The 23,029-nt window shown below is 59.6% G+C and carries 22 protein-coding genes and 1 pseudogene; 4 read left to right on the top strand and 19 right to left on the bottom strand.

The features are described 5' to 3' along the window. Positions 1-35 precede the first annotated feature (35 nt). The 8 genes and pseudogenes from HGP16_RS20175 to HGP16_RS20145 all read right to left on the bottom strand — a co-directional run bounded on the left by HGP16_RS20175 (position 36) and on the right by HGP16_RS20145 (position 7,311). A complete protein-coding gene (locus tag HGP16_RS20175; RefSeq protein WP_168841782.1) occupies positions 36-1,265 on the bottom strand; it encodes an MFS transporter in 1,230 nt (409 codons plus the stop codon). A 1-nt stretch (position 1,266) separates the two neighbouring features. After that, positions 1,267-1,809, bottom strand: a complete 543-nt coding sequence (locus tag HGP16_RS20170; RefSeq protein ID WP_168841781.1) for a Chromate resistance protein ChrB — start codon at positions 1,807-1,809, stop codon at positions 1,267-1,269. A 72-nt stretch (positions 1,810-1,881) separates the two neighbouring features. Next, positions 1,882-2,784, bottom strand: a pseudogene (locus HGP16_RS20165) (ArdC family protein). A 320-nt stretch (positions 2,785-3,104) separates the two neighbouring features. Beyond that, on the bottom strand, positions 3,105-3,683 hold the full coding sequence (locus HGP16_RS20160) for a hypothetical protein (RefSeq protein WP_312862893.1): 579 nt from the start codon (positions 3,681-3,683) through the stop codon (positions 3,105-3,107). Between the two features lie 598 nt (positions 3,684-4,281). Then, the gene (locus tag HGP16_RS20155) at positions 4,282-5,199 is read right to left on the bottom strand and encodes an AraC family transcriptional regulator (protein WP_168841780.1); all 918 of its coding nucleotides are present in this window, start codon (positions 5,197-5,199) and stop codon (positions 4,282-4,284) included. Positions 5,200-5,442: 243 nt separating this feature from the next. Next, positions 5,443-5,838 (bottom strand): helix-turn-helix domain-containing protein, encoded by a 396-nt coding sequence (locus HGP16_RS34060; protein WP_246703392.1) that lies wholly within the window; start codon positions 5,836-5,838, stop codon positions 5,443-5,445. Positions 5,839-5,881: 43 nt separating this feature from the next. Beyond that, positions 5,882-6,301 carry a hypothetical protein gene (locus HGP16_RS34055; RefSeq protein ID WP_246703393.1) on the bottom strand — a complete coding sequence of 140 codons (420 nt, stop codon included), beginning with the start codon at positions 6,299-6,301 and terminating at the stop codon, positions 5,882-5,884. Between the two features lie 101 nt (positions 6,302-6,402). Next, a complete protein-coding gene (locus HGP16_RS20145) occupies positions 6,403-7,311 on the bottom strand; it encodes a helix-turn-helix domain-containing protein (RefSeq protein WP_168841779.1) in 909 nt (302 codons plus the stop codon). 466 nt (positions 7,312-7,777) lie between these two features. On the opposite strand from HGP16_RS20145, the gene HGP16_RS20140 reads away from it, so the two are divergent. The 3 genes from HGP16_RS20140 (at position 7,778) to HGP16_RS20130 (ending at position 10,492) form a co-directional block, all read left to right on the top strand. Continuing rightward, on the top strand, positions 7,778-8,599 hold the full coding sequence (locus HGP16_RS20140; protein WP_168841778.1) for an alpha/beta fold hydrolase: 822 nt from the start codon (positions 7,778-7,780) through the stop codon (positions 8,597-8,599). A gap of 245 nt (positions 8,600-8,844) precedes the next feature. After that, positions 8,845-9,810, top strand: a complete 966-nt coding sequence (locus tag HGP16_RS20135; protein ID WP_168841777.1) for a sensor histidine kinase — start codon at positions 8,845-8,847, stop codon at positions 9,808-9,810. A 64-nt stretch (positions 9,811-9,874) separates the two neighbouring features. Continuing rightward, the gene (locus HGP16_RS20130; protein ID WP_168841845.1) at positions 9,875-10,492 is read left to right on the top strand and encodes a response regulator transcription factor; all 618 of its coding nucleotides are present in this window, start codon (positions 9,875-9,877) and stop codon (positions 10,490-10,492) included. Positions 10,493-10,498: 6 nt separating this feature from the next. On the opposite strand, the gene HGP16_RS20125 is transcribed toward HGP16_RS20130, so the two are convergent. The 6 genes from HGP16_RS20125 to HGP16_RS20100 form a co-directional block, all read right to left on the bottom strand. Next, positions 10,499-10,999, bottom strand: coding sequence for a response regulator (locus HGP16_RS20125; RefSeq protein ID WP_168841776.1), 501 nt, complete (start codon positions 10,997-10,999; stop codon positions 10,499-10,501). A gap of 77 nt (positions 11,000-11,076) precedes the next feature. Further along, complete coding sequence (locus tag HGP16_RS20120) at positions 11,077-11,655, bottom strand: helix-turn-helix domain-containing protein (RefSeq protein WP_168841775.1); 579 nt, start codon at positions 11,653-11,655, stop codon at positions 11,077-11,079. A gap of 335 nt (positions 11,656-11,990) precedes the next feature. Then, positions 11,991-13,061 (bottom strand): MBL fold metallo-hydrolase, encoded by a 1,071-nt coding sequence (locus HGP16_RS20115; RefSeq protein WP_168841774.1) that lies wholly within the window; start codon positions 13,059-13,061, stop codon positions 11,991-11,993. A 179-nt stretch (positions 13,062-13,240) separates the two neighbouring features. Next, on the bottom strand, positions 13,241-13,480 hold the full coding sequence (locus HGP16_RS20110; RefSeq protein WP_168841773.1) for a DUF2188 domain-containing protein: 240 nt from the start codon (positions 13,478-13,480) through the stop codon (positions 13,241-13,243). A 415-nt stretch (positions 13,481-13,895) separates the two neighbouring features. Then, the gene (locus HGP16_RS20105) at positions 13,896-15,008 is read right to left on the bottom strand and encodes an FAD binding domain-containing protein (RefSeq protein WP_168841772.1); all 1,113 of its coding nucleotides are present in this window, start codon (positions 15,006-15,008) and stop codon (positions 13,896-13,898) included. 10 nt (positions 15,009-15,018) lie between these two features. Next, positions 15,019-16,230 (bottom strand): MFS transporter, encoded by a 1,212-nt coding sequence (locus HGP16_RS20100; RefSeq protein WP_168841771.1) that lies wholly within the window; start codon positions 16,228-16,230, stop codon positions 15,019-15,021. 104 nt (positions 16,231-16,334) lie between these two features. On the opposite strand from HGP16_RS20100, the gene HGP16_RS20095 reads away from it, so the two are divergent. Beyond that, on the top strand, positions 16,335-17,231 hold the full coding sequence (locus HGP16_RS20095) for a LysR family transcriptional regulator (protein WP_168841770.1): 897 nt from the start codon (positions 16,335-16,337) through the stop codon (positions 17,229-17,231). Here the strand turns inward: HGP16_RS20095 and HGP16_RS20090 are convergent. The 5 genes from HGP16_RS20090 to HGP16_RS20070 all read right to left on the bottom strand — a co-directional run bounded on the left by HGP16_RS20090 (position 17,221) and on the right by HGP16_RS20070 (position 22,851). Then, positions 17,221-19,479 carry a molybdopterin cofactor-binding domain-containing protein gene (locus HGP16_RS20090; protein ID WP_168841769.1) on the bottom strand — a complete coding sequence of 753 codons (2,259 nt, stop codon included), beginning with the start codon at positions 19,477-19,479 and terminating at the stop codon, positions 17,221-17,223. The two genes, HGP16_RS20095 and HGP16_RS20090, sit on opposite strands and share 11 nt — an antisense overlap. Then, positions 19,476-19,964: a (2Fe-2S)-binding protein gene (locus HGP16_RS20085; protein ID WP_168841768.1), complete on the bottom strand. Its 489-nt coding sequence runs from the start codon at positions 19,962-19,964 to the stop codon at positions 19,476-19,478. Before HGP16_RS20085 ends, HGP16_RS20090 begins: the two co-directional genes overlap by 4 nt. Then, the gene (locus tag HGP16_RS20080) at positions 19,961-21,265 is read right to left on the bottom strand and encodes a cytochrome c (protein ID WP_168841767.1); all 1,305 of its coding nucleotides are present in this window, start codon (positions 21,263-21,265) and stop codon (positions 19,961-19,963) included. The genes HGP16_RS20085 and HGP16_RS20080 overlap by 4 nt, the downstream gene beginning before the upstream one ends. 177 nt (positions 21,266-21,442) lie before the next feature. Next, positions 21,443-22,657: an MFS transporter gene (locus HGP16_RS20075; RefSeq protein WP_168841766.1), complete on the bottom strand. Its 1,215-nt coding sequence runs from the start codon at positions 22,655-22,657 to the stop codon at positions 21,443-21,445. Further along, entirely contained in the window at positions 22,654-22,851 is a 198-nt protein-coding gene (locus HGP16_RS20070; RefSeq protein WP_168841765.1) for a hypothetical protein, read from the bottom strand. Before HGP16_RS20070 ends, HGP16_RS20075 begins: the two co-directional genes overlap by 4 nt. Positions 22,852-23,029: the final 178 nt, after the last annotated feature.

Genomic DNA, 23,029 nt, shown 5'->3' with positions numbered 1-23,029 from the left:
TGCGAGATCAGCTCGATCTATTTGGTGCCTTCCGGTCAGGCGTTGGTGTGCGTGGGGAGCCGGGCGCGGACGGCCGCGAACCCCACGATAGTGAGCGCTGCGAATCCTGCGCCGGCGAGGAATGTTCCTCGTGGCCCTGTGACGTCCCAAAGCGCGCCCGCGATGACACTGGCAAGCAGCAGCGCTACCCCGGTGATCAGATTGAACATGCCAAAGGCTGTGCCGCGCAATTCCGCAGGCGACGTATCGGCAATCAGCTTTGCCAGCAGCCCTTGCGTGAACCCCATATGCAGGCCCCACAGAACGACGCCTAGTCCAGCGCCGACGATACCTTGCGCGAACGCGAGTACGAGGTCGGCGCCAACAAGCAGCGACAAACCGATAACAAGAATGGTGAACCGATCCGCCTTGTCTGAAAGGATGCCGGCGGGATAAGCCGAGAGGGAATAGGCCAGGCTCATAAGGACCAGTGCAAGCGGCACCAAGGCTATCGGCACGCCGATCGACTGTGCCTTCAGGATGAGAAACGCCTCACTGAAACGGGCGAGTGTAAAGACTGCAGCGACAGCAACGACCCACCAGTACGATTTGCCGAGGCGGCGCAGTTCATCCCTGTGTAGCGGCATGCGAACGCGGCGGAGGTCCTGCGGTCGCTCGGGCTCCTTGACCATGAACAGCAGCACGCTGACAGACAGGAGGGCAGGAAGGACCGCAATCCAGAACACCGCCTGGAAATGATCGGCGGTGAACCACATGAGACCGATTGCCAGGAGGGGACCGATAAATGCACCGACGGTGTCAAGCGACTGGCGTAGGCCGAAGCTCGCCCCACGCAGCTCAGGGGGAGCGATATCGGCAACAAGCGCATCCCGCGGCGCACCGCGGATCCCCTTGCCGACGCGGTCGACAAATCGCGCCGCGATAAGCCAGTCGAGAGAAGAGGCAAGCGGAAAGATTGGCTTGGTGATCGCGGCGAGGCCGTAACCGAGCGCTGCGAGAAATTTGCGTCTACCGAGCCAATCACTCAAAGCCCCCGAGAACACCTTGGTTATCGAAGCCGTTGCCTCAGCAATACCTTCGATAATGCCGACCGCGAAGGTGGAGGTGCCAAGCACCGAGACCATGTATACCGGTAGGAGCGCATGGATCATCTCGGAAGAGATGTCCATCAACATCGAGACGAGGCCGAGCGCCCAGATGGCCGCCGGGATACGGCGAGGTGTCGCAGAGATCACCGGTGCTGCTATTGCGTCCTGCTCAGCCATGTCATCGGTTCTCGTCGTGGGCGTCGAAAACACGTTGGGCATAGCTGTCGAGGAGTTCCTCGCAAACGCCCAGACGTGCGATCGCCTCTTCGGCAAGCGGGGCGCCATAGAAGTCGAGCTTGCGGATCTTCTCCAGCCAGCCCTGGAGCTTCTTCAGATCGGTGTCTTCTTCTTCAAGCTCGGCATAGGTGAATTTATTGATCGCAATCTCCTTAGCGATCTCTTTCTCGAAATCCGCACAGCGTCCGAGAAACTCGCGGTACTGTTCGTCGCGGTCAGCGCTAAACCGGCTGACGACCTTGTCTTCCTGTGCGCGATCGAGCGCTACCGTCTCGAGAATGACTGACTCGCCGCCCATCTCGGAGACGTCATTCTCCAAGATCTTTAGGCGGCGGATATGATCGTCGGTCTTCGGCAGCAGACAAACGCCGTTCTGCAGATAGACCGCGCCCAAGCCTTTGAGACGGCGCCACAGCGCAATGCGCTTGGCGGCGGGTTCCGACGGGACCTTGTAGGTCATGAGAAGCCAGGATGAGGAGGTCATTGTTCAATTATAATGTAACAGTCGTAACAAATCAACTGAACTCCCTGCAGCTCCATATTTGCGTGATAGTGATCAAGCCGCCGCCTGCTGGGCTTGGGGTTGCTGTGCGTGCATCCAGTCAGCTGCCCGCTGGGCCTTACTGGCGGCGGTAAAGATGGCCTTCGGGTCGTCCTTCAGGACCTTGAGCTACGAGGCGACATAAGCAGCATGCTCGGGACGCGGATGATGGGCGATGCCCAGATCCGCCAGAACAAGCCCGCTGAGAATCTCTACGCAGCATTCTTCAGCGGCATAAGCAGCCGATCCGAAGCGGCCGGAAAGATCGCGGTCGAGCCTGTGCTTGGAGCCGCTGGCGTGCCCGCATTCATGGAGCCACACCCCGTAAAATGACGCGGCGTCGCGAAACGAAGTGGACGGCGGCATAAATACGGTATCCGCCGACGGGCGGTAATAGGCTTCCGATCCACCGAACTCACTCTTGACGCCCAGGTTCGTGATGAACGCTTCTGCATGAGCGAGACGCTCGGCCTCGGGCAGCACCGGAGTTACTGGGCGTTCGTAGCCATCAACCTGCGCGACGTTGAAGACGGAAAATGCGCGTGCGAACATCCGCAGATGCCCATCATCCTCGTCTTCGTTGTCGGCCTGCGGGGAAACCTGAACCTCCCTCCACAATACCACTGTGGTGGAGCGTTCTCCTTCACGCACCTGCGCGCCGGCATCCTGCCATTGCTTATACGTGCCCCAGAGGCCGTCGCCATATCCGGCGGCAAAGCCCGCGGCCCAGAGCGCCAGCGTGTTTATGCCGCGATACCGCTTGCTGGATGAGACGTTGGTCGGACGCGCGATGCTGGACCCGTTGTGGAACCAGGGCGCACGCCATTCGCCGGCTCCTTGCTCGATCGCGGCGATGATCTCGGCCGTGACGCGGGAATAGACGTCGGCGCGCTGGACAGATGACGTGGTGTTCGACATTGGGGAATCTCCGCGATCGGCGGCGCGAGCCTCTCTCGCCCCTTCAACCGACCGCCGGGCTCCAGCCTTCCTCTTCCTCTCCGGCAGTCCGTTCGGGCGGCTGTTCCTGATTTTTGGTCTTGTCATGATTATTGCTCCTTCTCCGCCGGGGCCTGTCCCGGCGTCGGAGCAGCGGATAGCGATGCCTCAGGTGCGGCCGCGCACTCGCAGAGCCGAAGCGTAAGCGGAGGACGGCGACCAGCCGTTGCGCGGTTGCGCCGGGCATCGCGCGCTCCGATCACGCCGGGTGGCCACTGGGGCAGGAGCACGGCGCGCTCGCCTCAGGAGCCGGGTGCGGATCGATCCTTGTCTATGCCGTTCAGGACCGTCCTCGCTCGCTCAAGGTTCTGCTGGAGGATACTCCGTTGAAGTTGGGACAGTCGCTTCTCCTTCAACAGATTTGCGGCCTCCTCTGCGGCACGGGCCCATGCGGGCCGATGTCTCGCGGTAATGCAGGCATTTGGACAAAGAGTCGGCTGGCAAAGCGTGGTTAGTGGACCCGTGGCTCCGGTAGCCCGCTTCAGGCAGGCGGCCGTGCCGGGATCGAAGAAGCAATCGGCGAGCACGCCGACATGCAATGTCCGCGCGAGGCTGGCGAGCATGGCACGGAGCCGGCCACGATCAGCGATCATGGCCGGAAGCGGGTCGAGATTGTCCAATATGCTGTCGAGCGTCTTCGCTATACGCGTCGCTGCGGGTCCGGATAGCGTAGCGCCGGCCTGGCGCTCATCGAAATAGGTCAGCAGGTTGTCGAGCTGGCCGAGACTACGCTGGTTCTCGACTTCCGCCCGAAAACCTGAACGGCTGGAGCCGGCATAGCCTTCGAACGCGGCGACGGAGGCATGCTTGTACTGGATCATGCCGGCGACCGTGCCGAAGGGGCGATTGCCAATGTGCCAGGCGATCGTCCGCCGGAACTGCCTCGTCGTGATCCGCCAGGAGCGATCATCCGCCCCGTTCGGGATCGCCGGTGTGTCCGGCGTGCCGAACAGGTCGTTGAGGTGATCGCGGAAGCGGTTAAGTTGCCTGGCTTAAGGACGCCCAGATAGCGTTTGAGGTTGGGCGTCGCCTTGCCGGAAGCCACAAAAGCATGTGCCGCTGCCAGATCATCTAGGAAGAACGAATTGAGCAGAATGGATTCAGGCGGGTCCTGCAGCCTGAAATACTGATACGACCGAACGGCAAACGCCGGTGGCCTGACGAATTGTGCAGGAGGCCGATGGCCTGCACCAGCCAAACCCATCAGCATGGCGAGTATGTCGTCGTACCGTTGAAGGGTATGCTTGCCGCAGGATAGAAGCCAAGGAGGTTGGAACCGCCCTGCCCGGCTTCCGGATTTCGATATGAGTCTCAAGTCGTCCTAATCGCTTCAGCGCCTCAGCAATCTATCCATGAAGGCCGCATGAACGCTCACCGTCAGCGCCCGACACGTCGGTCAGGTAAACCTCGCTTGCCAAATTAAGAGAATGATGACCTTGCGCTTGTTGAAATGCGCCAAGCATCAGGTGTAACTGTCGTTGCCGCTTTAAAGGCACCGACAAAATTGAGGACGTTCGAATATCCACAGGCTGCGGCGATGTCCGCAAGCGAGAACTCTCCATTTCGGAGCAAAATACAGGCGCGCTCGATGCGGGCTTGCCGAAGCCATTCGTATGGCGTCACACCTATCGTCTCGCGGAAGGCGCGAATGAAGGTGAATCTCGGCAATCCGCAGAGAAGAGCGATCTCCGCTATCGAAACGTCTTCTGCTATCCGGCTCTGAAGAAGTTCCTTTGCAAGTTTTTCTTGCTTGCTGGTGAGAGCGAGACGCCGATCTGTCTCCTGTAGCCTTCCGTTGCCGTAGGCATGCACCAAATGGACACCTATTGCCGTCGACAGTTGATCGACGAAAAGACTATTGCTTTGCTGCCTCGCGCTGGAACCGAGCAGTGCACGCAACATTCCGGCCAATAGAGCGTCGGGACGCGCGGTAGTAATCGCCAGCGCGGATACATCTCCCAAGTCCGACTCTGCTGCGATCTCCGCGAGATCGTCAGTCGAAACTTCGGCCAGAATGAAATCGAAGGAACCGCTCAGATCAGCCTTGTAAGGCTCGCGTAAATCCCGAACGTAGACGTGGTCAGCTCCGAAATCGTGGACCGTCGACCGATGGCCGTCGAAAATTCTCCGCCGATGCCCGCCCTGCGCAGAAAGACCGATCAGATAGCCATCGGTGCTTGCGGGCGTGGTCACCCTCCCTGGCGCCGTTTTCGCTGCCTTTCTGAAAAATGTCATGGTGCCGGCGGCGAGCTGCCAATCCTCGTCGAGCCCGTCTACCGCACAGCCGAAAGAGTCTCTTCTATGTTGGACACCAGTGCCCAGACCTTCCATTGCCATAGGCCGTGCCTCTCGGTTTCAGCGGAAACAGATGGATCGCGTTCGCCACGAAAGGTATAACCCGGCACTCCTGCTAAATCTATAGGTCCAAAGTGCAACGCAGCAAACAGCCGCCTGAGTTCGGATTGTAGAAACCGACGGCCTTTCGCGATCCAGATAGTGAGCGCGTCCTCGAGTGGACACGCAAACTATTTTCCCCCTCCTGTCGAATGGCTTGAGCTGCCGCTGATTGACACCAAGCCGCTACTCAAAACGGTTGCGCCGACGCCAGCCTCCCGGTGCTTCGCCGATGATTTCAGAGAAAACACGCGTCATATGACTTTGGTCCGCAAAGCCGCATGCTTTAGCAATGTCCGCTATCGGCGTATCGGTGAGCAACAGGTCCTTCGCCCGCGTGACGCGGTATTCAAGAAGCCAGCGATATGGAGTTTTGCCGCACGTTTCTTTGAACGCTCGCGTGAAGTAACTTTTGGAGAGCGAACAAGCGCTGGCAAGTTCCGCCAATGAAAAACTCCTGTTGATGTGAGCTGCCAAGAATTCAGTCGCGCGCTTCTCCTGCCAAGGCGCAAGATAGCCTTTCTTTCTGGCCGGTAAACTCACGCTTCCATACGTCTGCACGAGATGGGTCAAAAGCGCCAATATGACTTGCTCGACGAACAACGTGTTCGCGCGGCGGCCGTTCTCAAAGGGTCGGCAGTAATGCCATCGACAACCCGAAGACCACTTCGTCCCTTAGCCCGGGAACGAAATGAAGCGTCGAAAACCCCGATCTTCCGGCGTCCAGAGCAAATGATCGAAGTGCCTCGAACGGAATTTGGAAATGAACGCTATCGAACGGCGAAAGGCGATGGCTCTGCCAGCGCTCGCGCAGATCAATCATTCCTAGTTTTGCCTGCGGATGATCGCCCTCATACACGAGTTGATTTCTCCTCCACAGTCGATGCCTATTGAAGTCGATCATCTGGAAAATGACCGCGAAGGCATCCTGCTCCTCGTTCGGAGAACTGATGGGCAGATCAGACCGGTCGGAGTGCAGCCTGGTGATCAAAATGCCGGAGGCTTCCATCACGGAGCGCACGGGGTAGCCGTAGCCCACCGGCATGCATCTCAGAAGTCGATATCATAGCGCCCCCGCGTGCTCGATCCAGCGTGAAGACTATAGAATAGCTCTGGTAAATTACGCCGAGTTTTTTTGCAAAAGCGCTACTGACAGTTGGCCGTTCGCCAAACTGCAGGGGTCGAACCCGTCTCGCGCGCGAACACCTTCGTAAAATGGCTTTGATCAGTGAATCCGCATTCGTCCGCGATATCTTTCAGCGAGAGCGTCGGGGAAGGAAGAAGATCCTTGGCGCGATCGACGCGCATCTTCATAAGCCATTGATAAGGCGTCGTGCCGGTTGCCTTGCGAAATTCTTGTGTGAAGTGGTTGGGCGAGAGTCCGGCGACAGATGCGACCTCCGCCACGGAGAGTTCGCGGCCGAGATTTTCAATCATATACTCTTTTGCCGCCTTTTCCTGCCTGATCGATAGCGAACTGACACCTACCCCATTGTGCATGAATTTGTCGCTGTAATCGTGAAGCAGATGAGCGCAGATCGCGAGCGCCAACGGCTTCAGCAACGCGGGGAGGATGGATCTGCTGGCTTCGAACAGGGGAACGAACGCAATCCCCAGATTCGATAGGACCTCATCGGCATGACTCCGCTTGCAGATAAGTTTGCTCAGCCTAGTGAAAGACGAGATCTGCGCAACCTCAAGGAAAAGCCCCTTGGGAAGAACGAAAGCAAGCGCATGGAGATCACTATGCAGTTCCACCGCAGCGCCATCAACCAAATCGACGAGACAAATCGATCCTTGGAGGTAGGGTTTAACCGGGGTGCGGACGCCGTCCTTCTTGATATCGCAATGATATGCATCCCTCATGTAAATCATGAGAAAATACGCGTTCAAAGCAGGAATTCTGACGTCTTGAACCTGCCCTTCATCAAGTAACTTCGCTATCTTCGTAACCTGGAAGACCGCCTGCTCTACTGGCACAGCCTCAAGAGCAGCCGCGTTTGGGATGTTGAAATAGACCCCTACGTTTCCCAAGCTGTGCCGTTCAGAGTTCAACTGCCTCTCCCATCCGGTCTCTTGCCTTTGGGCGAAAATACCGTGCTCCGCTATAAAAACATACTGGAATGGAGACGATCGACAACTGTAAACGAGAAAAACAGAAATTCTCGTTATCCAGTTCCGGCATGAGAAAGGGTATTCCCAACAATCGGGAGCCATCGTCATCCGAAATCTTGATACGATTGCGAAATCCGTTCTGCGCCCAGAAAGCGTCCCCAAAAGGGCAGTTCGATGCATTTTTTCAATGGCGGCGCACTGACGCTCAGACGTCTCGTTGTCGGCCGCGCTCAAGGGAAGGCGTGTTTTCCTGGACTTGTCTTCAAGAACCACGCTTTTGAACGAAAGGCTTGTTCTTTGCCGCATAGCTCCGTCTTGTAAATTCCACCTATGGTGCGGCTGAAATCGCTGTGGTAGCTTCCGGATAATTCAAAAAAACCTCAGTTCTTCCAACGGAGTTAGACGGATGCCAGTTTTGACTGTCCGCGACGACACGCGTCTTTACTACAAGGATTGGGGTACCGGCCCGGTGGTTTTTTTCAGTCACGGCTGGCCACTCAGCAGCGATATGTGGGAAAACCAGATGATGTTTCTCGCATCGAACGGTTACCGCGTCATCGCCCATGACCGTCGTGGCTTCGGCAGATCGGACCAGCCCTGGCACGGCTATGACCACGATACCTTCGCCGACGATCTCGACGAGCTCATTCGGACGCTCGACCTGACTGAGGTCACGCTGGTTGGCTACGCAATGGGCGGCGGGGAAATCGCGCGCTATATCGGCCGCCATGGCACCGATCGGGTGGCTCGTGTCGTTCTCATTGGAGCGACTACCCCGAAGCTCGCTCAGAGCGACGACTATCCGTGCGGCGTTCCGGAGCCGGTCTTTGAAGGCGTGCGTGCCGGCTTGCGGGCAGATCGGGCGGAGTTCATGCGCGGCTTTGCCCGGCTATTTTTCGGAGCGGACCGCGACGGCTCGACAGTTTCCGAAGGAAGCATGATCCAATTGCACCAAATTGCCATGCAGGGCTCCCTGAAGGCGGCACATGACGCTATCACCGCCTGCGCTACCACAGACTATCGCGGGGACATCGAGCGGTTCGATGTTCCGGTGCTGATCATCCATGGCGAAGACGACGCGTTCGTCCCGTTCAAGGCCACCGCCGAACAGGCTATTCAGCTTATGCCCGAGGCCGAGCTCAAGATCTATAAAGGCGCTCCACACGGTCTGCTGTTCACGCACAAGGACAGGCTGAATCAAGACCTGCTTGGTTTCTTGCAACAATGAGGATCCACGCGTCATCGGGCTACACTGGCGACGGCAGTCTGTTTCGCACGATGCCGATGGGAATCCTCCGCCTTTCGGTGAAAGAGGCGCGGGAGGTCATCGCAAACCTTCCGCCGGCCGAAGGCAATGGTGGGCTCGAGCTCAACCAGGGCGTCAGTTGTGCGCTCGGAAACGCTTGCTTCATAGCGGATGCTAATCCAAGTGCTTGCGCTCTGCTTCAAATCAAGGATCCGGCGTCGATCGCAATGGCACCGATCGCGTCGGTGCTTTCGGAGGACACGCTAAAGCACTTTACGGAAGGTCTCTATCAACTCTTTCGAGGTCAAACCGCGATAGCCTATGACGGCAGCCTTACGATCGCCGGTGGGGGCGAGCATCAGGTCGCGTTCAATCTTTGGCAGGCCGAGTGCAACACTACGCCAAACGAGGTCTATCTCAGCTTCTCGAGCCTTCGTGAGAGGATATCGCTTGAGCAGGCAAAGGATGGCCTGCAAAGCGACCTGGCGCGCTCGGCTCGTATCTCGCTGCTGGGAGAGATGACCGCCTCGATCGCGCATGAGGTCAATCAGCCGCTTGGAACTATTGTCGCGAGCGCCGAGGCTGGCTTGCGGTGGCTGTTCAGGGACGAGCCTGATATCGCGGAGGTCAAACTCCTACTCGAACGCATCGCCAAGAACGGCAAGCGCGCAGCGGACGTCATCACCACAATGCGGGCCATGGCCAGCAACAAGAAGTCGGAGCGCCTCCCGACTGACATCAATTCAGTCATAGAAGAAGCGGTCCTACTGCTGCGCACCGATTTCGCCAAACGTCAGGTCACCCTGCGCCTCGAACTTTCGCCCATACTTCCGCTCGTGAAGGCTGACAAGACACAGATTCTGCAGGTGATCGTCAATCTCGCCCTGAACGCCGCACAAGCTATGTCGGATGGACAAGCCTGGAACAGAACCTTGTGTATTCGCACTCGGCAGTGTGCCACCGACATCATGGTGGATGTCGAAGACAGTGGACCAGGGATTGATCCGCATGTTCGCGAGCGACTTTTCGATAGCTTTTTCTCAACCAAGGAAACCGGGATCGGCATGGGTCTTGCCATTTGCCGTTCGGTTATAGAAGCGCATGGGAGCTGGATCGAGCTCCAGTCGACGCCTCACTTGGGGGCACGTTTCAGCTTCGGCCTTCCCGCGGAGCAGACGCACACAAATGGATAGATAGCGAACAACCTGCAGGACGGCATTGCCGAAAGACCAGCTTTCGTCTCAACACGGTTTGGATATGAATACGACACCAATTGTGCATGTCATTGATGATGATCACGACTTGCGTCTTTCGCTCGATAGCTTGCTTCGGTCCGTCGGCTTGAAAACCGTGCTCCATGAGACGGTTCCAAATTTCTCTGTCTTCTCGGGCTCGGGCGGGCCTTGCTGCGCGCTGGTGGACGTGCGGCTGCCAGGCTTTAGCGGTCTCGATTTCCAGGACCAGCTCCTGAAGAGCGAGAAGTCCATCCCTTTGATCTTCATGACCGGTTTTGGAGATATCCCGATGACGGTCCGCGCGATGAAGGCTGGCGCCATCGACTTCCTTCCTAAACCTTTCCGGGACCAGGACATGTTGGACGCCGTGTCCCGAGCATTGGCAATCGACAGCCAGCGACGGTCAAAAGATTCCGAGGTGTCATCACTGCGAGCTCGCTACGAGGAGCTCAGCTCGCGTGAGAAGGAAGTGATGGCGCTGGTCGCCACAGGGCTGATGAACAAGCAAATCGCCGGCCGGCTATCTCTGAGCGAAGTCACGGTCAAGATCCATCGCGGCGCGGCTATGCGCAAGATGGACGCTCGCACGCTGGCCGACCTCATCAAGATGGCTGAAACTCTTCGGCTGAACGAGGCCTGACGCGTCCTATTCCGCGATCACGCCGATTTCCTTGAGGCTCGACGCGAGCTCTTCGAAACCGAACGGCTTGGTAACGAAGCCCCGCGCACCGCAGCCATAGGCTTTTTCCTCCAGGTCAGACGCACCGCGCCCCGTCATTAGGATGATCGGCAGTTCCTCGGCCTTGTGCCGAAGGATGTCGATGAGTTCCAGGCCATCTATCTTCGGCATGTTGAGGTCGCTGATGACGCAGGCGAAATCGAGGAGATCCGCCCGGTTGACCAACAATTCAGCGGAACTGAAACATTCCACCTTGCACCCGAACGAGCGAACGAGGCTGCCCAGCGCCGCCAAGAACTCGGCGTCATCATCGACAATCCCTACAAGGGCGATTGGTGGCATCTCAGCTTCTTTCATATGCACCGACCTAAGATGCTTTCCGACTGAGCATAGCGGGATATCCGTATCCTTCAATCGTTGCGCAGCCCCGTTGCTAACATCTTTCGCTCTGAAGTCGTCCGGACGCAAAGCGAAGGTTCCCTAAATTGTCCATTCGTCCGCGCGCGCGGCCTGTGTCAGACCAGCGCCTTGACGGCGTCATTCCGTCACGCGGCGGCGGCCCGGCTTTCGGGACTTGCCACGTACCGCCGCCAGGCGCTTGGGGTCGTCCCGGTCACACGCCGGAAAATCCGCGAAAGATGAGCTTGGTCGGCCAGTCCGCAATCGAGCGCGATCTCGCAGAGCGGGGCGTCACTGTTCAGCATGCGATACTTTGCAAATTCCACCCTGCGTTCGACGACATAATTGTGGGGAGAAATGCCGAAGGTCACCTTGAACGCGGCGGAAAAGTAGCTGGTGCTGAGCTTTGCGACCTGGGCGAGCTCGTCGAGCGCAATCGGATGGGAAATGCGATCCTCAATATAGTTCTTCACGCGATTGATCTGCCAGGGAGCAAGACCGCCGGCCGAATTGCGCGGTCGCTCGGCGACTTCGACCGCGATCGAGAATGGCTTCAGCAAACTGGAAGCCTGCTTCATGAGATCGATGGCGATCGTCTCGTCTTTTTCGACACAACGGATCGCGCACAAAAGAAGGGAAGATACCTCCTCCGCAGTTTCCGTCGCGACGTTCTTGAAAGTGATGCGGGGGGCGTTGTGGGCGAAAACAGCGGCGGCGGCAGACATCGTCTATCTCCAATGTGACCATTTAAACTCTTGATGAGGTCATCTTGGAGCGGACGGGCTGCCGACGAAATCGTACACTGATCCGGTTCCAGCACATATGCGTCTTACCGGATCATACCAAGGTATTATCGGGGTTGGAGGCGGCTTCGATCCGCCATGCCTCGGAACCCGTTGATTCTGCGGACGACTTGCGTAAGCCCAAGCCTGGCCTAGGCCACAAGCACACCAACCAAAGCCTGCCGAACGCAAAGGCGAGCATCGTGGGTCCACGACACCTCGCCTCATTTCAAGAGTTCATCGCACCGATGCTCTTCGTTCGCGCTTCGAGGTTGCGTTCAGTTTACGCTTGTCGGAGCAGCGTCGTAATTGGCGGGGATCCAGAAGAAGTGCCCGTCCTTCGCCTTCACATGACCCAGGCCCGGGAAGGAGATATGGGCCGCTCCGATCCAATAGCCCTTCTTTGCCGCCTCGGCGAAAATCGCGAGCCGCTCGCTTTCGGCCATTTCGGCGTCGCTATCATAGGCGACGGTCACGGCAGGGTCAGGGAACTGCACGGCGCCGACATGAACGACATCACCCCACAGCAGCAGCTTGGCGCCGTTGCTTTCGACCTCGAAGAAGCTATGACCTGGCGTATGTCCGGGGCTGGCGATCGGCTTGATGCCGGGAGCCAGCTCCTCGCCATAGCTAAACGGCGTGAAGCGACCGGCGTCGATATAGGGCTTCAACGATGCCTTGGCGCCTTCGAACATCGATTTCAGGAGTTCCGGAGCCACTGCTTCATTGGCGTTCTTCAGCCAATAGTCGGCGTCGGCCTGGCTGACCCTGACGAGGGCGTTCGGAAAGGCCATCTTACCGTTCGGTGCCACGCCGCCGACGTGATCGGCATGCAGATGGGTGAGATAGATCTCATCGACCTGTTCGGGGGCGTAGCCAGCCGCCCGAAGATTCTCGATGAGATGGCCGCAGCATTCCCCGTAAAGGCTGCCAGCGCCGCTGTCGACCAGGATAAGCTTCGATCCGGTGTTGATCAGGAAGGCGTTGATCGATCCTGCAACTGGAACGGCGAGATTGCTTTCGGCAAGCAGCGCATCGGCCTCACCTGGAGCGGATTGATCGAGCGGCACACTCTGACCGTCGCTTAACGATGTCTTGGTGAGGACTTTATGGACCGGAAACGGATGCGTGCCGTCGGATAGGGCAGTGATTTCGAAGTTACCGAGCGTCATGCGGTAGAAACCTGGCGCCTGGGTGCCGACCTTGAGAGCGCCGGCCAGCGCATATCCGCTCATCAGCGTGACGATGAGGATCGAGCAAAGGACGAACAGACCGAGGTTCAAAGCCAGGCCCGCAGTCCTGCAGGACCGGCGGCCGTAAGAGCCGATAAGCAGAACGCTGTAGTTCATAGGTTTCTCCTGTTTTTAGGGGACATACTGGTCCATTGCGCTGAGCGGCGGCGCACAGCGTTGCAGTTGGTTCGGGAGCTGGCACGTCGTGCGATCAGATCGACGAGATCGGTTGACAATCCGTATTGGAGCGGTTGGCTTCGGTGCACTAAGGCGGGACGGAAGCCTGTTCCTCGCTGTTATTCGTTGGCGACATCGACCTCCGGACGATCGCCTGCCTCGACATGCTCCCGGTGCCAGGAACCGTCTTCGGACTGAAAGACGATCTCCGCATCGCGGCCCTCGAGCTGCTGCCTGCGAGCTGCACGATGAGCTGCGGCACGCGCCGCTGAGTGGCTCGGATAAGGCTCCGACCAGACATTCTCCAGCCGATAGGCCCAGCCGCCGTCGTGTCGGCCAATGTGATATGTGAGATGCATGAGCGCTCTTTCTTCTTTCATCATCAATCCGTTTCTCGGCGTTTCGCCAAATGGTGAGCGAGCCTTCCTTTTCCGCCGCAGTCTAAGAAAAACCGGCCGGTCCGTATTGTCTGTTTCTCCGCTCCATGGACGTTTCACCTGCCGATCCCAGCCGATGGAGCGGCGGCATGCGAAGGTCTTACCGAGACCATACGACTGTATGATTTGCCGCCATTGGCCGAGTTGCTACCGTCAATCGTCACCTCGAAAGAGGTGGGTGGCGCCCTTCTCCCCGCGACAAAATTGTGCTTCGGTTCCCCTCCCCGAAGCCTGCGGATAAGCGTCCGCCAGACCGCCCAGTCGCCCCTGGGCGGTCTTTTCGTTGACCTATATTGAAGGAACAATCGCTGATGAGGTCGGCGGCAACGACACCATATCAGAGGGCGGATGCGCCCAACCGACGGCCATAATCCGCGATATTCTTTCCGACGGGCAGTCGTTCTTTCTGGTAGCGATCGAGCGCTTCGGAGAGATCTTCGGAGGCCAGCAACGCTTCTCTCAGCGCGAGCGTGTCGCCGGCGGCCTTTGAGACACCCATTGCCGTGTGTGGCCGAACGACAAACGCGGCGTCGCCAATCAGGGCCGTATGCGCGGATACGATATTTGCCGCCTCAAAGTCGAAGATTCCCTGGATCGAAGGCAGAGGTTCGGCTTCGATCGCCTTGACGAACGGAGGCGGCAACATCGAGGCGGCATCCGCGCGGAGCATTTGTAGCCGCTCCTCCGACAAGGCGCCTCGCGGCAAAGAATAGTCGAATGTTCGGCCATCGGCGGCGGTGAACAGCGTCTGCAGCTCGCCAGACGCAACAGGCCGGTACCAGACCCAATTGTATCGGCGTTCGCCGGGACCGGTTTCACCGTTCGGGCCTGGAACGAGATAGCCGAGAACATGCACGCCGCTTGCCACATAAAAAGCGAAGCGGTCCACCAGGATCGCTGCATCCTGGGGCAATGCTGTCTCCGGAATAAGACCGCGCCAAGCCACATAGCCAGCGAATTGGTTCGACGCATCCCTGTTGAGCAGAGGACGAACGACCGAGCCAAGGCCATCTGCGCCTATGACGAGATCGGCATCCTCTCGCCGGCCATCGGCGAACAGAAGTCGAGCATTTTCGGGGCCTTCGATCACCTCGATGATGGGTTGTCCGATCAGATAGCTCTCGGTCGCCATATGAGACGCAACGGTCGAATAGAGGAAATCCCAGGAGATCTGCATTTGCGGCGTCCGCAATGTCTCCGCGACGCCTCCGTCCCGGTTGAAGTAAATCCGCTCCTTGGCGATGACGCCGACGCGGGCAACATGCTCGCAGCCGATGGCGCGCAGGATCCTGAAGAGATCGTGCTGTCCGACAAGGCCTGCTCCCCGTCCGGCCAAGCCGGACGAAGAGCGTTCGTATATTTTCACGTCGTGGCCATCACGCTGGAGGAGGATGCCGGCAAAGAGGCCGGCAAGCGATCCACCGACGATCCGAATTCGCAGCCGTTTCATGGCCAATCTCCTATCGAGCTCTGGCAGCCGTCGTCGAGCGGGCACGATGTTCGACCGCACGAATGGCCAGGGCAACCATCGCAAGCAGGGCGCCGAGGGCACTGACGCCGATCCAGCCGCCATAGCCCCAGGCTGCAGTCGCCAGCGCGGCGCCGATCGCACCACCGAGGAACATCGAGGTCATGAAGATGGTATTCAGCCGGCTGCGAGCTTCAGCATCGAGCGCGTAGACGATATGCTGGTTAGACACGAGTGCACTCTGGATGCCGAAGTCAAGGATGACGACACCGATCACCAGAGCGGCGAGCGAGGCCCAGAGACCGAAGATCACCCATGCAACCAGCGTCAGCAAAGCGCCCATCCAGACGACGAAGTGCGGTCCACGACGGTCGGCGATCTTGCCGGCAAGCGGAGCGGCAAAGATGCCGACTGCGCCGACGATCCCAAAGAGGCCGGCAACATCGGCGCCTAGGTTGAAGCGCGGCGTCTGCAGATAGAGCGCCAGGATCGTCCAGAAAGCCGTGAACGAGCCGAAGAGCGAGGCCTGCATCAATGCAGCCGTCCGAAGCGCACCTTCCCGCTTCCACAGATGGGCAAGCGACTTGATGGCGTTATGATAAGCCACGCGCGAGGTCGGACGATGATCAGGCAGAGAGACATACATCAAGGCTGCCGCGACGAGCGCCAAAGGCACGCCGATCCAGAACATCTCGCGCCATCCGGCATGCTGGCCGACGAACCCGGACAATGTTCTACTGAACAGGATCCCGGACAGCACACCCGCCATGACCGTGCCGATTGTCGAACCGCGCTTCTCGGGAGAAGCAAGCGAAGCGGCAAAGGGAACGATCTGTTGCGCAACCGTGGAGCTGGCGCCGACGACGAGCGAGGCCAGCACGAGCAACCACGCGGTAGGCGCTATCGCTGCGAGCGCAAGCGCGACCGAGAGAACGATAAACTGGCCGATGATCAGCTTGCGCCGATGGACGAGGTCCCCGAGCGGAAGCAGGAAGAAAAGGCCGAGTGCATAGCCGAGTTGCGTGGCCGTCGGAATAAAACCCGTGATCGGCTGGTGCTGGAATTCATCCTCGATGATCCCGAGCATCGGCTGGTTGTAATAGATATTCGCCACGGCAATGCCGCTGGCGGCCGCCATAGCAAACAGTGCCGGCCTCGAAAGCTGTTTCGACATTACCGGCGGGTGTTGACTTAAGATATCCATGATCCTTGCCTTTCTGGCTGAAGAGATGTGCTCTTATCTAGCTTTTTATCGAAAAGCGTTTTAGCCATCTTGGATGATTGGCCTGCATAACGGATATCGATATAATGAACACGGATGATGTGTTGGTCTTCACCGCCGCGGTTTCGGCCGGCAGCCTTTCCGCCGCCGCACGGCGTCTTGGCGTCACTCCCATGATCGCAACACGCAGGCTCGCCGCCCTTGAGGCCGCCGTCGGCGTAAGGCTGCTTCATCGCACAACGCGGTCGCTTTCGCTCACCCCAGAAGGCGAGAGCTTCCTGCCTTTCGCGCAAGCGCTCGTCGATAACGAAGCGGCTGCCATGGCACTCCTGCATTCCGGGGCCGAGAGCGCCGCCGGCCTGCTGCGCATATCCGTGCCGATCTCGTTCGCGCTGAAATTCATCATGCCGATGGTGCCGAAGCTGCTGGAAGACAATCCCGATCTAAGGATCTCGGTCGACATGACCGACAGCCTGCCTGATCTTGTGGCGACCGGAACGGATCTCGCAATCCGCATCGCCCGGCTCAGGGACAGCAGCCTTATCGCCCGCAAACTCGCGGACAATCCGCGGGTCGTCGTCGCCAGTCCGCGCTATCTCGCTCGTCGCGGCACACCATCGTCTCTTGACGAACTCGCCGATCACGACTGCCTATCGCTCGCAGGCGCTACCCACTGGACATTCCGCGACCATGGCGATGAGCGGCATGCCAGACTGAACGGACGCTTTTCCTGCAGCAGCATCGCAGGCTGCTATACGGCGTGCCTTGGCGGAGGCGGCATCGCCATGTTGTCAACCTGGTACGCGGCCGACGACATCAAAACTGGCCGCCTGGTGCCAATCGATTTTCAGGGCGCGGAACCCGAAGCGATCAACATCTGGGCCGTCTACCCGACCACGCGTCTGGTGCTCCCCAAAGTCCGTGTCTTCATCACCGCGCTTCGCGCCGCGCTAGCGGAGGCCGGCATCGGAACTACAGAGTGACGATTGCCGCCCTCACCCGCTCCGGGGTCATCGGCATGCCGCGAAAGCGTATGCCGGTCGCATCCGCCAACGCATTGGCAAGCGCTGCCGAAGTCGGCCCCTGCCCGCATTCGGCGACGCCAAGAAACGGTTGGCCAGGTAGCTCCTCGACGATTACGTCGATCTTTTCGGGAATATCGAGGAAGCGCAGGATCGGATACGCGCTCCAATCGAAGCTGGTGCGGATTGTCTGGTCGTTCGTGACCTCCTCGCGCGTGCACCAACTGAGGGACTGGATGATCGCACCCTCGACCTGGTTCTGAACGCCGTTAGGACTGACGACCTCTCCGCAATCGGCGGCGGCCTGGACGCGGTGAACGGTTATCCGCCCGGTATTCTGGTCGACGCTGATCTCCATGCAGACAGCACAATAGGCGCCGAGGTTCTTATATCGCGCAAAGGCCATGCCGAAGCCGTGGAAGGGGCCTTTCTTTTGACGCTTGCGCCAACCGAATGCGTCAGTCGCTGTTTGCATGACCTGCCGCGCGCGGGCATCGGCCATGTGGTTCAGCCGCAGATCGAGCGGATCAATATTCCCGGCAAGCGCCAGCTCGTCGAACATGCTTTCGATCGAGAAGACGTTGAGGTGCGCGCCGAGAGAACGCAGTGCCGAGACCCTGATCGGCATGTCCTTGATGAAATGATAAAGGACGTTCATGTTCGGCAGATCGTAGAGCGGGTTGGAATTGCGGCTTCCATCTCCCTCCGGCATCGGGATTTCCTTGCCTTCGGGCTGCGGAAAGCTGGGCACGATCTGATTGCCGACCAGCACGCCGCCAGCGCCGACCGGACGATTATTGTGCGGGTTGCTCCAGACATCGTATTTCCACGCCACGATGCGGTCGGACGCGTCAAGCCCCGCTTCCACCTCGGTCACCATTCCAGGACCGAGCGGCTCCCAGCCGAATTCCTGTTCCCGCATCCACTGCAGCCGAACCGGCCGGCCGGGAACCGTCATGGCGATATAGGCCGCTTCAGCAGCGACGTCGTCCGCGCCGTTCTGTCCATAGCAGCCCGAGCCTTCCACATGGATCGCGCGGATTTTCTCGATCGGCCGGCCGAGCAACTCGGCGGCGACGCGACGCACGTCATAGGTTCCCTGGCTGTGGGTCCAGATGGTCAGGAGGTCATCCTGGAGCAGAGCGATTGCACAAGAGGGACCGATGGAGCCGTGGCTGATCCATCGGCGGGTATAGCGCGCGGACAGCGTCTTGACGGGCGCGGCGACAGGATGAGCTACATCGAGAATGACGATGTCGCGAGCCGGCAGCGCCTTCAGCGTATCCGTGACGCTGCCGATCGGAAACGGCGCTCCCACCGGCTCGTAATCGGATGCCTGCAGCTTGCGCATCAGTTTGATCGCATCCCACTCCTTCTCGGCGACGATAGCGGCGAAGTCGCCGTTCTGTACGAACTTGACGACCCTCGGCATCACCTCGATCTCGGCGGCGGGCGGCAGCTTCAGGCGCGTCCTCTCGCTCGGGCCGCGCAGCAGGCGCGCATGCAGCATGCCCGGCAGGCGCATATCGTGAAGGAAAGCCTGACCGCCCGTCGTCTTGGCGGGAATGTCGATGCGCGGAAGGTTTGTGCCCATTGTTCGGAATTCGGTTTTCGTGCGTAGCGGCGCATGGGCAATTGCCTCGACATGCAGCGAGAGTGCGGCGGCCACCTCGCCATAGGAAACCGTCTGGCCGTCCGACCCAAGAATTCGTCCATCTCCGGTCGTCGTGAGCCTATCCGGCTGGACCTGCAATCGCTCAGCCGCCTTCTGTAGAAGCACCATTCGGACATTGGCTGCCGCGTTGCGGATTGCCGTGCCGCTATCCTGCATCGAATGGCTGCCCGCTGTCAGGCCCTCGTCAGGCGTGCGCGCGGTATCGACCGTCACCAGTGTGACCGAGGTAGGCGGCAGATCCAGCTCTTCCGCTGCAACCTGTAGTAATGCGGTCCTGATGCCCTGCCCGAGCTCGGCCTTACCCGTGAAGACCGTTGCGTGGCCTTTTTCGTCGAGCTGGATCCAGGAATCGAGATATGGCCATGACTTCAGGCTGCCGGGAAGGTCGGGAGCGACGACCGCAGGACCCGCCCCACCTTCACCGCCACCGGCGAGTTGGGCGAAAGCCGGACGCGAAAGTGCGAAAGCGACCGCGATGCCGCTCGCGCTGAGAAAGGAGCGCCGGGTGAGGCCGGTGTTCTGAATGGCGTTCATTGCGCACCTCCGGTCAGGGAAGCCGACGAAAGCTCGCGGCTCGCGCGGTGCACCGCCCTCAATATTCGGGCATGAGTTCCACAACGGCAGAGATTTGGCTGCATATGCACACGGATCTCCTCCTCGGTCGGCGACGCGTTACGATCGAGCAGTGCCTGGGCACGCATGATCATGCCGGCGATGCAATAGCCACACTGTGCAGCTTGTTCGTCCTGGAAGGCTTTCTGAACGACATTGGGCTTCTCGGCGGTGCCCAGCCCCTCGATGGTGCGCACTTTCCTGCCCGCCAGCAGGCCGACCGGCGTCAGACAGGAGAAGACCGGCTTTCCGTCGAGATGCACGGTGCAGGCACCGCATTGCCCGAGGCCGCATCCATATTTGGTGCCGTTTAGCCCCAGGTCGTCACGGAGCACGTAGAGAAGCGGCGTATCCGAATCGGACTCCACCCCATGGTCCTCGCCATTGACGTTGATCGAGATCGTCATTCCGCATTCTCCTTGCGAATATCGCCGACAGTGGCTTCCAGATCCGGCCATGCCGGCTTGTCGGTGAAGCGAGCGCGGGCATAAGCGAGCACATCGGCCAGTTGGCGATCGGTCATGGTGCTGGAAAAGGAAGGCATGTAGGCGCCTTTATCCGCGGACTGCGCGCCCCCCTGCAGTAGCGTCTGCACGGCGTTTCTCGGATCGTCTGCTCTGAGGTCGGTCGCAGTCGTGAGAATCGGTCGGCCGTTGACGTTCATGGGTGCACGCGGCGCATGACAACCCGAGCAAGCACCCTCGAAGAGGAGGTCGGCCTCAGGATGCGCCGCGGCGGCGGCAGGTCGGTTGTCGGTGGCGGCAACGACGGTGACGGCCGTCGCAACGGCCTCCCGGGAGGGATGCATCCGGGAATCTATGTAGGCGGCGATCGCCCTGACGTCGGCATCGTTGAGGCGGGAAAGACCTTCTGAAACAGGGGCCATCGGGCCGCCGGCCGCGCTGTGCCCGCGATCAGATCCCGTCTTGAGATAGGCGACGAGAGAATCCACATTCCAGGTCGCGGCGGAAGGGTTCGCCTCGTTGAGCGGGGGCGCATTCCAGCCCTCTGCGACGCCTCCGGCAAATTCGCGCGCCCTCTCCTCGCCGCCGGCGAGGTTGCGCGGCGTATGACAGCCACCGCAATGGGCAAGCCCATCCACCAGATATTTGCCCCGGTTCCATTCGGCGCTTTCACTCGTCTGAGGCTTGAACTCCGTCTGCTTGAGGAAGAGGAGCTTCCAGCCGGCGAGCAGCGGCCGGAATCCGAGGCCGGGAAGCAATCGGTTTTCGGGAGCCTGCTGTGAGACCGGCTGCCGGGTCATCAGAAATGCGTAGATTGCCTCGAGGTCGTCGTCGCTGACATGAGTAAAGTGCTCGTAGGGCAGTGCCGGATAGAGATGGCTTCCATCGCGGCCGACGCCTTGCCTCATGGCACGGCTGAACGCTGCCAGCGACCAGGTGCCGATGCCCGTCTTCTCGTCAGGGGTGATATTGTCCGAAAAGAGTGTGCCGAAAGGCGTCGGCAATGCGCGCGCGCCAGCGAAAGGCGCACCGTTCGGTGCCGTGTGACAGACGATGCAATCGCCGACGGTGGCGAGCTGCTCGCCCTTTGCGACGATACCGCGATCGAAGCTCGAGGGGGATGGGCGCGCGATTTCGGAAAATGCCGGTTCATAGACGATCCAGGCGGCAATTCCGACCCCGGTAACGATCATAGCCGATACGAACGCGGCTCCGGTTGCCAGATGTCGCTTCGAAAGTTTCATATGGGGTGCTTCGCTGTTGCAAACGTTGCGAATACTTCGCGCATGAGTGTAAGGAAGGTCTTGTCGCCACTCCCGCTCTTTTGGACAAATCGATTGTTCCTCAAAGGCGTCGGCTGTTCAGAACAGCCGTGGGGCCGATCTTGCTTCCTGTCGACCCCACGCTGCTTCACGATCAGATCAATGCGTACCAGCCTTGCGAGCACGGCGGCCTGCGACAGTGTTTCTGACCGCATCAAGGAGAAGAGTTACCAAGGCCAGCGTTGCGACCGTGGCGACGCCCAGATCCACTGCGGAGGAGAGGCTCGCCCAGGTCGCGATCTTGCCCAGCAACAGGGCCACGACGGCCTGGGCCAAGTAAGCGATCAGAAACAGCGCCGAGAGCGTCGCGCCTCTATGCGTCACAGGAGCGGCGGTATTGATGAGCGAAAGTCCTCCGAGGAGGAGCAGGCTGTAGGCCATCCCGCTACCGATCTGGGCAACGGTATAGAAGACCAGCGAGTGCAGGACCGCGACGAGCGCCAACAACCCCGAGGAAACGATGGCGATAGCACTGCCCACGAGCATGACCCTGCTCGGTTTGGCACCGCGCGCCGGGACCGTGGCGATGGCAGAGGAAATTGCAAAAAGCGCGATGGTGCCGCCGTTCACGAGCGCGTTTTGGGAGGCAACGATGTCGCGCGCCACCTGCGCACCGAGCGAAAGCGTCATCGCGCCAAGCACGTAAGAAGCCGTTACGGCCGCGGTCGCCGTGACGAAAGTTGCAAACAAGCCGTTCGGGATGGCCGGAACTCTCGGCCGCCAACGGTCGGCGGGCCGCGACGCCGTATGGTCCGGCAGCATCCAGGTCGCAACCATGAGTACGGCGAGGACGATGACCAGAACCGCGAAGTTCAGCCGCGTCGGCAGCGGCGCATATTCGATCAGCGCACCGCCGACAAGTGCCGCGCCGATCATGCCAAACGCCTGGGCGGCGGCCGTCGCGCTACCAGCCTGAGCGGCTCGGCCCGGCGCGCTGAACTCGACAACGGCCGCGGCCGACGGCCCCGCAGACAGACCCACGCCAACACCCATGAAGGCCCTGCCGATGAAGATCCAGTCAACGTCCGGCGCCAGCGCAAATATCAGCGTGCCGCCGAGGGAAGCGGCAAGACCAAGCAGCATTGCTTCCCTTCGGCCGATATAATCGGACACGTTGCCAAAGACGACGAGCATCAGGACGACGAAGACGGGATAGACGGCGAAGATCGCCGTCGTCGTGAATGTCGTCAGATGCCATTCCTGCGCATACAGCGGATAGGTAAGCGCCGGGGCGGCGCTGGTCCAGATCGTATGGGCGACGACGGCTGCAGCCGTCAGGAAGCTCGCCTGTCTTCCAAAAACCTTGCGGCTCACGATCGTGCCTCCGTCACAGGGCTGAACTGAAAGCTATCGCCCTCCTTGCGGACGGTCCCGACGCCGGGATGGCCGTATCCGAGCAGCATGGCATCGCGCGCCGCCCGCTCAGCGAGCGCGATCGAGCCATGTGAGAGCACCGTAATATCGAAGAGACCATGTCTGAAGGCGTGGAATGTAACTGGCGTGTTCATTTGCCGAACTCCCGTGTTTCGATGAACAAGATGTCGGCGAATTGGATCGAGATTGAAATTGTCTACCTGAACTATGCATTGTTCATTATTATTGAACGCTAGAACGCCAAAATTCATGGAAATCGCCAAGACGTTGTTCGGAAACTGGTCTAGCCATAGCAGGCTGTTCCTTGGGCTA

The organism is Rhizobium sp. P40RR-XXII (genome assembly GCF_012641405.1).
Taxonomy (GTDB): Bacteria; Pseudomonadota; Alphaproteobacteria; order Rhizobiales; family Rhizobiaceae; genus Rhizobium.
The sequence above is the reverse complement of the archived record's forward strand: the minus strand, read 5'-3'. Positions and strand labels throughout refer to the sequence as shown.